Source organism: Desulfovibrio oxyclinae DSM 11498 (assembly GCF_000375485.1).
Taxonomy (GTDB): domain Bacteria; phylum Desulfobacterota; class Desulfovibrionia; order Desulfovibrionales; family Desulfovibrionaceae; genus Pseudodesulfovibrio; species Pseudodesulfovibrio oxyclinae.
This window is the reverse complement of sequence record NZ_AQXE01000015.1, coordinates 23,689-39,254: the sequence shown is the minus strand read 5'-3', so window position 1 is coordinate 39,254 and position 15,566 is coordinate 23,689. Positions and strand designations below refer to the sequence as shown.

Annotated in this window: 13 protein-coding genes; 6 read left to right on the top strand and 7 right to left on the bottom strand. The window is 61.6% G+C overall.

Features of this window, described 5'->3' with window-relative positions:
* Position 1: 1 nt before the first annotated feature.
* Complete coding sequence (locus B149_RS18115) at positions 2-403, bottom strand: GNAT family N-acetyltransferase (RefSeq protein WP_169332930.1); 402 nt, start codon at positions 401-403, stop codon at positions 2-4.
* 210 nt (positions 404-613) lie between these two features.
* Here B149_RS18115 and B149_RS0114485 point away from each other — a divergent pair, with 210 nt between their 5' ends.
* Complete coding sequence (locus B149_RS0114485) at positions 614-1,054, top strand: glycine zipper domain-containing protein (RefSeq protein WP_018125888.1); 441 nt, start codon at positions 614-616, stop codon at positions 1,052-1,054.
* Here the strand turns inward: B149_RS0114485 and B149_RS0114480 are convergent, their stop codons facing one another.
* Positions 1,055-2,995: a sensor histidine kinase gene (locus B149_RS0114480; RefSeq protein ID WP_018125887.1), complete on the bottom strand. Its 1,941-nt coding sequence runs from the start codon at positions 2,993-2,995 to the stop codon at positions 1,055-1,057.
* Between the two features lie 172 nt (positions 2,996-3,167).
* Between B149_RS0114480 and B149_RS0114475 the strand changes: the two genes are divergently transcribed.
* Positions 3,168-4,613, top strand: a complete 1,446-nt coding sequence (locus tag B149_RS0114475) for a HoxN/HupN/NixA family nickel/cobalt transporter (protein WP_018125886.1) — start codon at positions 3,168-3,170, stop codon at positions 4,611-4,613.
* A gap of 3 nt (positions 4,614-4,616) precedes the next feature.
* Here B149_RS0114475 and B149_RS0114470 read toward each other — a convergent pair whose 3' ends face one another.
* Together B149_RS0114470 and B149_RS0114465 are read right to left on the bottom strand one after the other, a co-directional pair.
* A complete protein-coding gene (locus tag B149_RS0114470) occupies positions 4,617-5,696 on the bottom strand; it encodes a lytic transglycosylase domain-containing protein (RefSeq protein WP_026167637.1) in 1,080 nt (359 codons plus the stop codon).
* Positions 5,697-5,712: 16 nt separating this feature from the next.
* Positions 5,713-6,903, bottom strand: a complete 1,191-nt coding sequence (locus B149_RS0114465; protein WP_018125884.1) for a PhoH family protein — start codon at positions 6,901-6,903, stop codon at positions 5,713-5,715.
* A 259-nt stretch (positions 6,904-7,162) separates the two neighbouring features.
* Here B149_RS0114465 and B149_RS0114460 point away from each other — a divergent pair, with 259 nt between their 5' ends.
* A complete protein-coding gene (locus B149_RS0114460; RefSeq protein ID WP_018125883.1) occupies positions 7,163-7,564 on the top strand; it encodes a type II toxin-antitoxin system HicB family antitoxin in 402 nt (133 codons plus the stop codon).
* A gap of 22 nt (positions 7,565-7,586) precedes the next feature.
* Here the strand turns inward: B149_RS0114460 and B149_RS0114455 are convergent, their stop codons facing one another.
* Positions 7,587-7,796: a flagellar biosynthesis anti-sigma factor FlgM gene (locus B149_RS0114455; RefSeq protein ID WP_018125882.1), complete on the bottom strand. Its 210-nt coding sequence runs from the start codon at positions 7,794-7,796 to the stop codon at positions 7,587-7,589.
* A 283-nt stretch (positions 7,797-8,079) separates the two neighbouring features.
* Between B149_RS0114455 and B149_RS0114450 the strand changes: the two genes are divergently transcribed.
* Entirely contained in the window at positions 8,080-10,113 is a 2,034-nt protein-coding gene (locus tag B149_RS0114450; RefSeq protein ID WP_018125881.1) for a methyl-accepting chemotaxis protein, read from the top strand.
* Positions 10,114-10,136: 23 nt separating this feature from the next.
* Positions 10,137-11,795 (top strand): glycosyltransferase family protein, encoded by a 1,659-nt coding sequence (locus B149_RS17445; protein ID WP_169332929.1) that lies wholly within the window; start codon positions 10,137-10,139, stop codon positions 11,793-11,795.
* Here the strand turns inward: B149_RS17445 and B149_RS17440 are convergent.
* The gene (locus B149_RS17440; protein ID WP_018125879.1) at positions 11,792-12,658 is read right to left on the bottom strand and encodes a tetratricopeptide repeat protein; all 867 of its coding nucleotides are present in this window, start codon (positions 12,656-12,658) and stop codon (positions 11,792-11,794) included. The two genes, B149_RS17445 and B149_RS17440, sit on opposite strands and share 4 nt — an antisense overlap.
* Before the next feature lie 49 nt (positions 12,659-12,707).
* The gene (locus B149_RS0114435) at positions 12,708-14,294 is read right to left on the bottom strand and encodes a flagellar hook protein FlgE (RefSeq protein WP_018125878.1); all 1,587 of its coding nucleotides are present in this window, start codon (positions 14,292-14,294) and stop codon (positions 12,708-12,710) included.
* 247 nt (positions 14,295-14,541) lie between these two features.
* Between B149_RS0114435 and B149_RS17435 the strand changes: the two genes are divergently transcribed.
* On the top strand, positions 14,542-15,549 hold the full coding sequence (locus tag B149_RS17435; protein ID WP_018125877.1) for an FAD:protein FMN transferase: 1,008 nt from the start codon (positions 14,542-14,544) through the stop codon (positions 15,547-15,549).
* The last annotated feature ends 17 nt before the right edge of the window (positions 15,550-15,566 follow it).

Below are 15,566 nucleotides of genomic sequence, written 5' to 3'. Positions count from 1 at the left end.
ATCAGTTGGCGGAAAGCTCCAGCACCATGCGCAACAGCATGGCGCCGGTCCTCGGGGAAGGGTACGGTTCTCCTGCAGGGATGAATCCGAAACGACGGTAAAAACCTACCGCCTTCAGCCGTGAGGCCAGCTCGATGCGACCGCCGCCGTGCTTCACGGCCTGCGCCAGCAGCGTGGTCAATATCCGACTGCCGAGGCCGCGTCCCCGCCACCGTTCATCCACACACATCTGCGTCACCACCCACCCAGCCGGACCGATGGCCGTCAGGCGTCCGCACGCACACACACCCTTATCGCCGCGAATGACCGCATGGATACTCTCCTCTTCCCGGTCGTCGCGGACCCCATCGAAGTCGCTGCCGAGATGGCTGAAGAACACCTCTCGGCGCAATTCGCAAGCCATGAAGTGATCCCTGCTGTCAGAATTCACCACATGAACCCTCATTTCCGGCACCATTTTGCACCCCTAGAGCAATATTTGCGTTTCATTCCACGCACAATATGCTCATCCTTCGCCGCCTTCACAACGATTCTGCAACAATTTCGGGGCATTTGCGGCATGAACGATTCCGGCACGGAGCTTGCCCTGTTCCATGCAAAAAGGAGAACGATCATGAACCGCTTTCTGATTCCCATGCTGATGCTGCTTGTGCTCCTGACCGGCTGCGCGAACAAGGCGCAAACCGGCGCTGGACTGGGAGCGCTCGCCGGAGCCACAATCGGCGCGCTGACCTTCAACAACAAGGTTTCGGGAGCCGCCATCGGCGCCGGCACCGGGCTGCTGCTCGGTTACATTGCAGGAAACGAACTGGACAAGGAAGACCGTGCGCAACTTTCGCGCACGCTGGAACACACGCCGTCCGGCACCAGCCGCGAGTGGCGCAACCCGGATACCGACATGCGCTACACCGCGGTTCCGCGTCCGGCCCGGCGCGACCACGGCCGCATCGAACGCGACGTGGCTCTGACCGCCACCTTCCCGGACGGAAAGACGGACACGGTACACGCAACGGCCTACCGCGCTCCTGACGGAACATGGCGGCTGGTTCAGTAGCTATTCGAGGGGAAGGGTAAAGACGAAGGTGCTGCCCTCTCCGAGGGAGGACTCCACCCAGATGTGGCCGCCATAATGCTCGACAATCTCGCGGCAGATGGTCAGGCCGAGGCCGGTGCCCTGCGGTTTGTGCTTGATGATGTTCAGGCTGGACTGGTGGAACTTTTCGAAGATGCTGTCGAGTTCTTCGGCGGCGATGCCCACGCCGGTGTCTTCGATCTCCACACGCATCATCTCGTTGCCCGCCATGCGGGCGCGCACGGTGACGGTGCCGTCCTCGGTGAACTTGGCCGCATTGTTCAGCAGGTTGATAAACACCTGCTGCATGCGGTCCGGGTCCACCATGACCTTGGGCAGGTTCGGGTCGATGTCCTGAATGAGCCGCACGCTGGAGCGCTGCTCAAAGATGCCCTTGACCGCCTGCACGCCGCGTCCGACAAGCTCGCCGATGTCCATGGGCCGATCCTGCCAGCCCATGCTGCCCGACTCGATCTTGATCAGGTCCAGCACGTCGTTGATGAGCCGCGTCAGGCGCTCGCCTTCCTGGCCGATGATCTCAAGGTTCTCGTTGATGCGCTCGCTCTTGTGCATGAGCCGGTCATCACCCACGGCCATAGGCTTGAAATTCTTGTTGAAGTCCCGAGAAAGGAGCTTGGCGAAACCCAGAATGGAGGTCAGGGGCGTACGAAGCTCATGGGAAACCGAGGACAGGAACGCGGACTTCATCTCATCCAGTTCGCGCAGCCTGCGGTTGGCGTCCTCCAGCTCCCGCGCCTTGCGCACAAGGTCCTCGGTGCGGTTGCGGACCAGCTGTTCAAGGTGGCGGTTGAGGTCGGCCAGCTCTTCCTCGGCTTTCTTGCGGTCGGTGGTGTCTTCGAGGATGCCCTCGATGGAAACGATGTTCCCGTCACGGTCATGCACGGTCCGGGCGTTGATGGACCCCCAGACGATGCTGCCGTCCTTGCGCCGGTACTGGGCCTCGAAGCGAATGATCTCGCCCTCGCCGGTGACCGCGTCGAGGAACATGTCGCCACGCTCACCGTCAACGAACATCAGCGCCTTGACGTTGCGCGTGCGCAGCAGGAATTCCTTCACCGAGTCGTAGCCGAAGAAGCGGGCCATGGCAGGGTTCGCATTGAGCAGCTCCCCTTCCGGCGTACATTGGAAGATGCCTTCCACCGCGTTTTCGAAAATGCCGCGATACTTTTCCTCGGCCTCCTGCAAGGTGTTGTTCATGACCTGCAGCTTGCGTTCGCGCGCTTCGATCTCGGTGCTCATCTTCCGGAACCGCTCGGCTATCTCCAACAGCTCCGAATGATATATTTCACCAAAATCATACGAGAAATCGCCTCGCGCAACACGGCTGATGCCCTTTTGAAGGACCTGTAGCGGCGTGGCCAGAAAGACGCGCAGCAAAATGCCCGTCACGGCAAGGATAACCACGACGGAGACAAGAATGAGCATCACGGAGACGAGCATCTGCCGTTCAAGGCGATCCCGTTCGCTCATGAGGGTAAAATCGATTTCGGCGCGGCCGATGGTGCGGCCTTCGAAGACGATGTCCTTGACTCGCCTGAAGTCCGGCTTGATGCCGATCATTTTTTCATGGGCGTAGATGACGTCGTTGCGGGAACCGTAGATGCGAAAGCCCTGCACCATTTCGTTCTGGGCGTAGACGGCGCCGATGAGCCGGGCGTTTTCGTAGTCGAGGTTCCAGATGGGGACGGCGAGGATTTCCACCACGCGGGCAGTGAGCTCCCCGGCCTTGCGTTCGGCCGCGTCGCGCATATCGCGGGACTGATGCCAGTAGGTGTAGGCAATCATGGCCGTGGCGAAAAACACCACGATGACCACCAGACTGGCGGTAAGGTCACGCGACAGGGACCGCCCTCTTCCGGGAAAGAGGGGAGTGCCGCGTTTTGCGCTTTCAGTCCCAGCCATTCATCCTCCGCATTGGTGCCCGCCACGCTTCTCGGAGCGGTGCCGATCACTCTATGGTAATCCAATTGATATTGCAATATGGGGAATTACGTTCATTGTTCCCGACCGGTCCTCGTTTTCCCCGCAAATGCGGCTTGCCCGAGCCAGGGAGCGAAGGTACAAGGCATCGACCATGTCCAAGATGCGAATCCTTTTCCTGGCTCTTGCCCTTGCCGCGATTCCGCTCGTGGCCGCAGCTCATCCGCACGTCTTCATCGACGCCGAAGTCACCTTCGAGGTTGACGAAAACGGCGTCCGGGGCGTGCGACAGCACTGGCTCTTCGACGAAATGTTCACCCGCGCCCTGCTCGGGGACCTCGACCTGCCGCTGGATGACTCCGCACCGCAATGGAGCGAGAAAATCAAGAGCGGGGCCTTCGATTATCTGAAGAATTCTGATTATTTCACCGCAGCATTTTCCGGCGGGGAGCGGCTGGACATGCCGGAGGCCACGGAATTCGAAGCGTCCCTTCGTGACGACAACAGGCTGATCTACGACTTTTTCATTCCCCTGCGGGTTCCCGCTCCGGGCATGTTCCGACTGGCCGTGTACGACAAGGAATACTACGCCGACATCCTGCTCAAGGAAGACGCCATTGCCTACGCCAACACCTCGGACCTTGCCGCAAAGCACACGATCCGGGACGAGCAGGACCTCGCCTACTGGGCCGGATTCAATATCCCGCGGGGCATCCATGTTCAGGTGGGGAGCCCTTCCGGCGTCTCCATCCCGACCCCGGTGCCGCCCGGGTCCGTGCAGAAGAAGGTCGAACCGAGCTTTTTCCGCAAGGTAGTCCTGCAGGCCCGCGCATGGCAGAAGGCGCTCAAGGAAAAGATCACCCCGCTGGGCAGCGACATCCGCGACAATCCGCTCGGGCCCGCCTTCTGGACCTTCCTCGCGCTCTCCTTCCTGTACGGGGTGGTGCACGCGGTGGGGCCGGGACACGGCAAATCCGTGGTCTGTTCCTACTTCCTCGCGCGGCCCGGCGATCTGTGGCTCGGGGCCCTCATGGGCAACGCCATTACCTTCGTGCACGTGGGGTCGGCCATCGCCGTTGTCGCTGCGGCGTACCTGATTCTCGGCGCAGGCATGGGCGGTTTCCACGAGGCCGCAAAAATCATGCAGCCCGCCAGCTACGGCCTGCTCATGCTCATGGGTGTCTTTCTGGCGGTGAAAGCCGTGCTGGAACTCAGAAGGGGGGGTATTCTCCGCGAAGCCGAAGCAGGCGCGGCCTGTACGCCCGGCGACGTGGCCGAAACCCGTAAAGGGAAAAGCCACGTATTGCTGGTCTCCTTCGTGACCGGGCTCATCCCCTGTCCCGGCGCAGCCGTTGTCCTTGCCTTTGCCGTGGGGTTGAACATCCTGTGGTCAGGACTGGCCGCCATGTTCGCCATGGCAGTGGGCATGGGGCTGACCACCACCCTGTTCGCGTGGGCCGCAGTGGGCGCGCGAGGCGCGACGCTTCGCATGGCGGGGCACAACCGCACCATCCTGAACTGGTCCCACGCCCTGCTCACCACTCTGGGGGCGCTGTTCATCGCAGCATTCGGCGCCGGGATGCTGGCCGCCTCGCTTTAAGGCTTATTCCAGCCGGAGCACCTGTCCCGGGTGGATGACACACTGCGCGCTCAGGTCGTTGAGTTCCCGCAGCCGCTTCAGCGAAACTCCGTGCCTGCGGGCGATGCGGATGAGGGAGTCCCCCGGCTGGACATGATAGGTGTCCGTTCCGTTCTCCTCGCGATACGCCTTCAGCACCGGGTTGTATCGGCGCATGAATCCTTCGGTGGCACCGGCCGGGAGAAAGACCGCATGGTTGCCGCGCGGGATGGCATCACCAAGAAGCTGCGGGTTCAGGTCCTTTATCATCTTGTAATAGGTGTTGGCGGCCTTGGCGACCACGATGAGCGGCACCGAGCGGCGTCCCTTGACCCGCACCCGGTCGAACCGTAGCGGCGGATAATAATCTTCTTCCCGCAGGTCGAAACCGAAGCGTTCCGGATCCTCCATGATCATCCTCGCGCACACGGCGCGCACCACGTACCGTTCGGTCTCGGGCGGCAGATGCAGGCGGTAGAAGTCGTCGGTCTCCTGATCGCGGATGCGTCGCTCCAGCCCGTTTTCGCCCATGTTGTAGGCTGCGGCCGCCAGCGTCCACGAGCCGAAACGATCGTAAAGTTCCTGAAGATAGTCCAGCGCGGCCTTGGTGGCGAAGTAGAAGTTTCGTCTGTCATCCACACTGCGGTTCACGGTAAGCCCGTACTTGCGGCCCGTGGAGGGCATGAACTGCCACATCCCCTTGGCCCCGGCCCATGATCCGGCCTGATTCCGCAGCGCGCTTTCGATAACCGCGATGTATTTGAGGTCCTGCGGCATTTCGCGCATGTCGAGCAGCCTTTCGATGTGGGGGAAATAGCGCGAGGATCGCTTGAGCCACAGGATGACCTGCGCACGGTCCCAAAGCATGAGCAACAGATCCTTTTCGAACCGCTCGCGCACCTCCACAATGTGCAGCGGCACTGTCTCGCCGCAGAAATCGGCCTCCTTCACCGAACGCAGCACGGACTCCAGAGCGGGAAACGCCGCCGGGCGTTGCTGCTCGGCGGCGCCAGCCGTGGCTGCAAAAACGAGGGTCACGACCATCGCGATAATCGCACATCTCATGCGGTATGTTGCACTCCTAAAGCTTGGACTTGAGCACGATGTCGGTGATCGGCCCGCGCGAGCGCTCTCCCTTGAGCACCATATGCGCGTAATTGCGGTATCCCTTGAGCTTCTTCACCGCCCAGTTCAGTCCGTTGTTGGATTCGTTGAGATAGGGGTTGTCCACCTGCCGGGTATCGCCGAGACAGATGCACTTGACGTTCTCGCCCATGCGGGTCAGCAACGCCCGCGTCTCGGAACGCGAGAGGTTTTGCATCTCATCGACGATTACCACCGCGTTTTCGATGTTCATCCCCCTGATGAAGGCCACCGGTTGTATCTCGAACCGCTTCGAGTTGAGTTTGAGATTCTCCGCCGAAGGGTCGGCGAATATACGGTTGGCCGAACGCATCTCGTGCAGCTTGGCGAGCTGGTCGCTCACATAGCGCACGTAAGGCGTCATCTTCTCTTCAATGTCCCCCGGAAGATATCCCATCTTGGCCCCGATTTCCACCACGGGCTTGACGAGATATATCTTTCGGAACGGATTGTCCTTGCGCTCCAGCACCAGATACAGGGCAGCGGCCAGAGCCAGGAATGTCTTCCCGTAACCCGCCTCGGACTGAATGGAGACAATGTCGATGCCTTCATTGAGCATCAGTTCCAGCGCGAGGTTCTGGTACACGCTGCGCGGCTTCACGTTCCACGCCTCATGCTGATAATTCATGGACTTTGGACCGTCCGGTCCGTAGAGCACCGGCGTACCGTTTTCCCAGCGGAAGCAGTTGGGCACGGGCTCCTCGTCCGGCTCCACAAAGCCGGTGTAGTTCTGCGACTCAGAGCGAAACGGTACCGAATCACGGTACGCCTCGCACGGAATGCCGAAAACCTTGGCCTTGATCTGCAAAATGCGGTCGTTGGTGATGAGGATGGCCTCTTCCGGGGCCATGTGCATGATTTCTTTCAGGATGCGGTCATCGTAGGTTTCGTCGGTCAGTTCCTGGGCGAAATCCGGCGGCAGGATGCGCACGCTTTCGTCATGGAGGATGCACCCGACTGCCTTGGCCACGATGTGGCCGACGCGGGGATCCTTCTTGAGCTTGTCTAGCTCGGCGAGGACCGTGTAGGGAATATGGATGATGTTTTCCTGCCCGTTTCTGAGGGCAGCGATGCTTTTGGGATTTTCAATGAGGACGTTGGTATCGAGGACAAAATGCTTCTGGGCCATAATCCCCCGTCCGTGTTCGCTGTTTTCCGTTTAGTGAACTCAGCCTGACGACACCCCGAAGGGAGATGCCTCGTCCGTTTCCATGCGACCTCCTTTTTTCATGGATAATACCATGCGGGGTTTTCGTGAATTTGTCTAGAAGCAGCATACGCCGGATCCTGTCACCGGTGCATGACCGCAGCGTGACGATAATGTGTTGCTGTTGCGTTTCGCTCCATGCGGGGCTAACAGGACCGCAACAGACAAGGAGCGATCATCAATGCAGTATATTGCGGTATTCAAGAAAGAAAAGCGCGGCTTCGGCGTCACCTTCCCGGATTTTCCGGAATGCGTGACTTTCGGGGCCGACATGGAAGAGGCGCTGGACATGGCGCACGAGGCGCTGGCGATGTTTGCGGCCATGCAGTTGGAGTCAGGTGGAGAACTGCCGGAACCGCGTGACTTCGACGCAGTGCGCGCCTTGCCCTCCACGGGCGACGCCAAGCTCGCAGCAGTGGAAGTGGCCCCCGACGGCTCTGACTTCGAGGAAGTGGAAGTGACGTTTCACCGGCACCTGCTGGAGCGCATTTCGGAGTACTGCGACCGACACGGCGTGGACCCGGCGGATTTTCTTTCGGTAGCGGCCCGCGAGGCCATCAGGAACGACGTTTTCAAGGGCTAGGCGTTGCGGCCCGCCCCGGATGTCACAGGGTCGGGTCCATGGCGGACGTCAGAAGGCGCGCGATGTCCTTGAGGTCCGGGCTGTAGTCGCCCTCGCGGACCTGCCGCTTGAGTTCCTCGATCCGGCGACGGCGGCCTCTCTCGACCTCGTCCTCGGCTCGACGCTTCTCATCGGCGCGTGAAGAACATACTGAGCGCACGGCCTCATCGAGGCCTTCGCGATCCCGTGCCACCAGTCTCCCCTCCGGTGTTGCGGTTTCTTTCAAGGGGGGAAGGGTCGAGCCCTTCCCCCTTTTCTCCCCGTCTCCCGTTGCAGGCCTCCCGGAACGATGTTCCCGTTCCGGACCCTGAATCGGGTGCGTACATCTCTTATCGGCCACCCTCCGGTTCGGATTAGGGGCAAATTGCCCCTGATTCTCCACCGCTCATATAATCATTTAGTAATGCTTGTAATTCCATGACGTCATCGGCTATCCATGATGGTGACAAACGGCAATCCCAAAAGGGGCGAAAAGCATGAAAACGATTAAGGCCAAGCTTATAACCGGCTTTGCATTGGTTCTGGTACTGACCGTGGCAGTGGGCGGCATCGGTTTCTACCAGATTTACGACAACTCTCAAAAGAACGAACGCATGATCGAGGTGGAGCTGGAATTCTCCAACTCCGCCATCAACATCCAGCGCCTCATTCTTCAGAATAGACGCTATGAGAAAGACCTGCTGCTGAATGCAGGAAATGCGGACAAGCAGCGCGGGTATCTCGAACGGTTCGAACAGGCCTCGCAGCGTCTTCGTGCCGAAATCAATCAATTGCGCGACCTCGCAACGAAGACCGGACATGTCAACGAGAAGGAACGACGTGCCCTGGCCGGGATGCTTGAGGACTATGATGAATATCACGACCTCTTCTTCGAGGCGGCGGATGTCATTCGCGAGCAGGGCATTGGTCCGGTGGAGGGCAACAAGATGCTCTCCGAGGCCAAAGAAGCCATCTACCGTGTGGAAGAGGCCATAGAGGACGCCGAGCTCGGCAACCATGTGGTTTCAAACAGCATCAATGAACTGCTTGAGCAGAGCCAACTTGCGGAAATCCAGCTGGCAGCCCTGACCTTTGCCGCGCTCATAGCGGGGCTTGGGGTTTCATTCCTCATTTTCCGGGCTGTGGAGACCCCTCTGCACCGCATGATCACCTACACGGACAAGGTCAGCTCCGGGGATCTCAACGCGACGGTGGACATCCCGGACCATGGCGAGATGGGGCATCTCAAGGCATCCGTTCAGAGCATGGTGGCCGAACTCAAGACCCGGCTTGGTTTTGCGGACGGTATCCTCAAGGGCCTGACCAACCCGTGCCTCGTGGTGGACCGCAACGAACGGCTGACCTTCCTGAATCAGGCATACGCCGACCTGTACAAGCTCACCGGCAAGCCCGAAGACCATCTCGGCAAGACCATGGGCGAACTTTTTTACGGAGACGCGAGCAAATCCACCATCACCGGACAGGCCATGCGCGAGCAGCGCTCCATCCTCGGCAACGAGATCACCTCCGACCTTCCCGACGGCAGCCAAATACATGTCCGCTTCGACGTGGCACCGCTGTATGACCTCGACGGCAACCTCACCGGCGCCTTCGCCCTCATGAACGATCTGACAGGCATCAAAAACACGCTCAACCAGATCGAGGAAAAGAACCGCACCATTGAGGATGCCGCCGCCCGCGCCAACCGCGTGGCCGACCAGGTGGCCTCCGCCTCGGAAGAGCTTTCCGCGCAGGTGGAGCAGTCCAGCCGCGGCGCCAACCAGCAGCGTGAAAACGCCGCCAGCACGGCCACGGCCATGGAAGAGATGAACGCCACAGTGCTCGAAGTCGCCAAGAACGCCTCCAGCGCATCCGAGCTGGCCGACCAGTCAAGGGGGCGCGCACAGGAGGGTGCAGAAGTGGTCGAAATGGTTGTCGGCACCATCAAGCAGGTTCACGAAAGCGCCTCGGAACTCAAGGTCAACATGGGCGAACTGGGCAAGCAGGCCGAAGGCATCTCCAAGATAATGAACGTGATCACCGACATCGCGGACCAGACCAACCTGCTCGCGCTGAATGCCGCCATCGAGGCCGCACGCGCCGGCGAGGCGGGACGCGGTTTCGCCGTGGTTGCCGACGAGGTGCGCAAGCTGGCGGAAAAGACCATGACCGCCACCACCGAGGTGGGCGACTACATTTCCGCCATACAGAGCGCGACGCAGAAAAACATCGTCAGCACCGACAACGCCACCAAGGCCATCGACCGCAGCACCGAGCTGGCCGACCAGTCCGGCAGCGCTCTGACGGAGATCGTCTCCCTCGTGGAGCAGACCGCGGATCAGGTTCGCAACATCGCCACCGCCGCCGAACAGCAGTCCGCCGCGAGCGAAGAGGTCACCCGCTCCACCGAGGAGATCAGCGTCATCGCCGACGAAACCTCGCGTGCCATGAGCGAATCCAACCGGGCCGTGCAGGAACTTTCCGAACTGGCCCGCGAACTCAAACTCGTCATCGAGGACATGCAGCGCTAGGCCGCTGGTGAAGGGAAATGCCGGTGCCGGGTAAAAACGTCTGTCTCGTGGAGTGCTCGCCGCCGCTGGTGCGCGCTTTCGAAGAATCGGGATGCAGGGTTCTTTCCCTGCGTCCCGGCCCGGACCGATCCCTGCTGGACCTGCCCGCCGAGCTTGAGACTCACGGTTTCGAGCCGGATATCGTCTTTCAGCAGGAGAACCTCGGCAGACGGCTTTTTCTGGAAGGTCTGGATGCGTTGGACTGCCCGCGATTCTTCTGGTCGGTCGATCCGCACCTCAACGCGTACTGGCATTCCTGTTACGCCAAGCTCTTCGATCTTACCCTTTGCACGCAGAAACGCTGGCGAGCGGCGGTGGAAGCCTTCGGTGTGCGCACGGCGCATCTGCCGTGGTACGGACACGCCCGCCCATGGCATCCCTTCGGCGACCGATCCCACGACATGGCTTTTGCCGGACGGGTCACCGCCCAGCGTCCCATGCGGCGGCGACTGGTGGAAATCCTTGCCGAACGATACGCAGAACGGTTCGTCCATCGCGACGACCTGACGCTGCCGCAAATGCTCGACTTTTATGCCGATTCGCGGCTTGCTCCCAACGAATCCATTTTGGGCGAGGTGAATTTCCGGCTCTTCGAAACCGCTTCCTGCGGCTGCGTGCCGGTGACACAGGACCTCGGCTCAGAGCAGGACGCCCTCTTCGAACCGGGAATCGAGGCTGCGGTTTACGCGGACGCCGCCGAGATGCGCGCCCTGTGCGACCACCTGCTCTCGGACCGCGCAGCGAGTCAGGCCATGGCCCGCGCCGCCTGGGAACGCGTGAACCGCGACCATCTGCCGGAGCACCGCGTTGCACGCATTCTGGAGCTTGCCGAAGAGGCTGTCTCGACAGCATCGAACAATCAGGAAAAATGGCTGACACTTGCCGCGACACGCCTGCTGGAGTCCGGCCCTTCGGTGATGGACAACGGCGAACTGGTGCGGCGGCTGCGCCAGCTCCCGGCGGACGCCGAGGTCACGGCGGCAATGCTCAGGATGCAGGCCCTAGCCGACGACAAGGCGGCCATGGCGTCATCCGCCGCAACGGTGTTCGCCAACACGGAGTTCGCAACAAATACGGATCTGAACCTGTGTGCCGCAACAGCCGCCATGCGCTGCGGCGGCGACACTATGCGCGAACTCGCCCGCGCCATACTCATGCGGCACCTGCGAGCGATCGGGGCCAGAATTCCTGATGCGCCGGAGTCCTCCGGAGCCATGCTCCGGCAATGGGCCAGACTACTGCTGCGACAGGGGAAAATCATCCGCCACGGCTTTCCGTTTTCCGCCGTCCGGCACCTGCCGGGGGCCGCAACGGACTGCCTCGTCACCTCACTGGAACTGGAGCCGGAAAATCTCGAATCCCTCCGGCTGATGGAAAACGCCACGCGAGGGCAGCGCGGACTGGAACATGCCCGCAGCGGCTATCTGGCCATGCTGACCCTGCACGTGCGCGGCGACTGGCGGCTTGAGCTTGAAAGCGCGCTCGCCGACCTACGTTCATTCCGCATCAAGCAGGGCATGGAAACCCTTCGCTACGCACAGGGCCTCGCCATCAAAGCCGAGGCGGAGAGAGCGTTTCACCGCGCCCTCAGGGCCAACGATCCACGCTCGTTCCTCTCCGGACTGTTGGGGCGGCCCGCCTAATTCATCTTCAAACAGTCCGCCACCACGCCGTCGGGTTCCACCGGCAGATCACCGAAATGGCTTTCGAACAGCTCTCGCGTCCTGCGGGCCATCTCATCCGCCTCACTCTTCTCCCCGGTTTCCCTGAGAGACAAAGCCAACCCGGCAAGCACCGGGATGAGGGCCCGGTTATTCTCGGTCCACCCTTTTTCGAACAGGGCCAGACACTCCCGGTAGACTTCTACGGCGCGTCCGTGCTCCCCGGCTGCGGCCAGCACAGCGGCGAGGCCTTCGAGGTCGGCGGCGATGTCGGGGTGCGTTTCCGGCTTGAGGCGCTTGTCCACTGCGAGCGCGGCTTCAAGGTATTCCACGGCCTCGGCGTGCCTCTGGGCAAAATGCAGGAGGAAGCCGTACTGGTGCAGGATGCGGTTGGCGTCGGGCGTGGCGAGTCCTTCCCGGACCATTTCAACGCAGGCGGCAACGTGCGGAGCCAGGGCTTCCGGCACCTGCGAGCCGGGTTCGGCGTCGGGCACGGCCAGCGACAGGGCATGCAGGGCGCGGGCCTGCCAGACGGCCCGTTCGTCGGGGTCAAGGTCGTCAAGAATGACGCGCCGCACCTGCTGCGGCACGCTGAAAGTGCCGGTGGCGTGGTCCATCTCGACAAGTCCGAGGCGGCACACCGGATCGAGGGTGGCGGCCACCGCGAACATGGCGGCGGCGGGATTGATCAGGGCGGGATTGTGCATGGCGCCTTCGGCGGCGATGGCCATCTCGAAGGGCACTGGCGCGTCCGCGAGCGCACAGGCGCAGAAAAGTGCCTCGGCCCCGGCGGGACTGTCGGCCCGGGCGGTTTCAACGGCGGACCGGATGCTTTCGCTGTTCATGGGTACCTCCGTGCATGGAGATACCCGCCCGGCCCACCGGATTCAAGAGCTATTTCTTGATGTTGATGGTGGTGTTGAGGATGGAGTCCGAGGTGGTGATGACCTTGGTGTTGCTCTGGAAGGAACGCTGGGTCAGGATCATGTCCGCGAACTCCTGCGCCATGTCCGTGTTGGACATCTCCAGCGAGTTCTGATTCGTGGTGCCGAACGCCTCGCTGTCAGGGGTTCCGGTCAGAATCGTGCCCGCATCCTGCGAAGCGGAGAACAGATTGCCCCCCTCGCGCCGCAGGCCGAAATCGTTCTGGAACCGATACAGGGTCAGCTGTGCCAGCCGTTCCGTCTCCCCGTTGGAAAAATTGCCTTCCACGAATCCGTCGCGGCTGATGGAGATATCGCGCAGGTAGCCCTGCGTGTATCCGTCCTGCGTGGCGAACTTGGTTCTTGACCCGTCCGGGAAGGAGCTGGTGTTATTCACGCCCAGAGAGGTGTCGCTCATTTCCGGCAGTGCGGCGGCGTTGTTCCCCACGAAGGCCGCGTTGCTCGCGCCGCCTGACCAGTTCAGGGTCGAGGTGCTCACCCCGAAGTCCAGCCCCACGGTCTGCGCGGCGGTGCTGCCGTTTGACGAAATGAAAGCCACGTCGAACGTTGGGACACCGTTGCTCTGCACCAAACCCATGTCTGCGGGGGCCCAGTTGCTGAGGGTGCCTGCAGCGTCCGCCGTATAGGCGCTCATGTTCACGAGGCTGCCGCCGGGGCCGAAGCTGAGAGTACCCACCGCAAGCAAACCGGCCTGCGAGGTGCCCTGAAAGCCTGCACGCCCGTCCTCGGAAGCCGGAACCGTCACGGCGTATTCCCAGAAAGTGTTGCCGCCGGAAGCATTGGAAACCCCGTTCTCGTTCACGGGATCAAAGGACACCGTAAGCTGATGCGGGTCGCCGTTTTCGTCGTAAACCTTGATGCTGGACGTATAGGGTGCGCGTCCAAGCGGATCCTCGTCCGAAGCATCATAACTGCCGAGCATGGCGAAAAACGGGTTCGAACTGCTGGTAATGGAATCGGGGCTCGTGCGGTCGAGGTTGGTGATCATGGAGACCGAGGAAGTGGCGCGCGGCGGGCTGACCACCGTGCGGATGTTCTGGCCGTCAACCACCACGTCCTCCATGGGCAGTTGTACGCTGCCGATGGCGCCGTTGGCCTGCCCGGTCTCACGGTCCACGCCGTATCCCTGAAGGCGGTATCCGGCCGGGTTCACGAGATATCCTTCACGGTCGAACCGGAAATTTCCGGCACGGGTGTAGAAGACTCCCGAATTGTCCGGGTCGGCCACGCCAAAAAATCCCTTGCCCTGAATGGCGAGGTCGGTGACTTCATTGGAGCTTTCCAGAGCCGACTGTCTGAAGTCCGCAAGCACGGCCGCGACGCCGACGCCCTTGCCCATCTGGCTGGACTCCATCACGCCCCCCGTCGAGCGGTGGCTGCCAGTTGCCATCTGGGAGTACATCAGCGAATTGAAATGGATATCCGCCTTGCGGTACCCGACCGTATTGACGTTGGCGAGGTTGTTGCCGACGACCTGCATGCCGTCGCTGTACGCCTTCACCCCGGTGGCGCCTATATACATTGAACTGAATGCCATGACTTCCTCCTGCGGGCACTCCCCGGTTCCCCAACCGGGCAAAACGTTCCCGATATTCTCCGTGCCAGTATCTAGCAACACTCATGCCATGGGATTGACATTTCATCCCGGCAGGTTATCATCCCGGAGCAATGGGCAAAACGTGCCCCGGCACGAAGAGACCCCCTGAAAACCTCGTCGTCTGGACAAAAACACGCCAGTTGCGTAGTCTGAAAACGATTCTTAACCCCAAGCACGGGAGCAGCGAATGGCCCGCACACTTTCCCGCAGAGACATGATCCGGAGCATTGGCATTCTGGGTCTGACCCTCGGCGCGGGTTCCCTGCCCGTAACGGCATTTGCCGCACCGGGTACGAAACGGCACAGCCGCACGGCACTGCTCATGGGAACATTCGTCACCGTAACGGTGGCCCACGAATCTCCGGACTTTGCCGACGAGGCGGCCGGGAAAGCCTTTGAAGCCATCCGTGGAGAGTTGCCCGTTTTCGACGGGCATGACCGCTCCTCCGCCCTTTCCGTGCTCAACCGCGACGGAAAACTCGCTTCCCCGCCACCGCAGATGGTCTCGCTGATGGAGGCGGCAGCCAACTGGCACCGGGCCACGGGCGGCGCGTTCGACCCGTCCGTCACCCCGCTGGTGACCCTTTTTCGCGAAGCAGCGGCCAGAGGTGTCGAGCCGGATCGCAAGCAGATCACGCAGGCACTTGAGCTGGTGCACGCCGAACGCATCGTCGTTTCCGGCCAGCGTCTGACACTTGGCTGCGACATGGCGGTAACCCTCGACGGCATCGCCAAGGGCGCGCTGGTGGACCGGGCGTCCGAGGTCCTGAGCGACTTCGGTGCATCCACGCATCTCATCAACGCCGGAGGCGACATCCGGGCCAGAACCGACTCCGAGCACCGCTCGTGGCGAGTGGCGGTACAGTCGCCCGACGGCAGCGAGTATCCTGCGGTCACCCGTCTTCGCAACGGCGCAGTGGCCAGCTCCGGCAGCTATGAATCGCTGCGGCCCGAGGCCGGCGGCTTCACCCACCTGCTGGATCCCCGAACCGGCTATCCCTGTCGGACCGCGGCCGGGGTCACCGTCATCGCACGCAACGCGGCCGAAGCCGACGCGCTCTCGACGGCGGTCTATGTCCTCGGCCCCAGAAACGGCCTGCAACTCGTCAAGTCACGCCCCGGCACCGAATGCCTGATTCTCGGCCCCGACGGATCCGAGCTGCGAAGCGCAGGATTCGACAGGGTTGCCATTTGATTCGCCCGGGCGTAGAC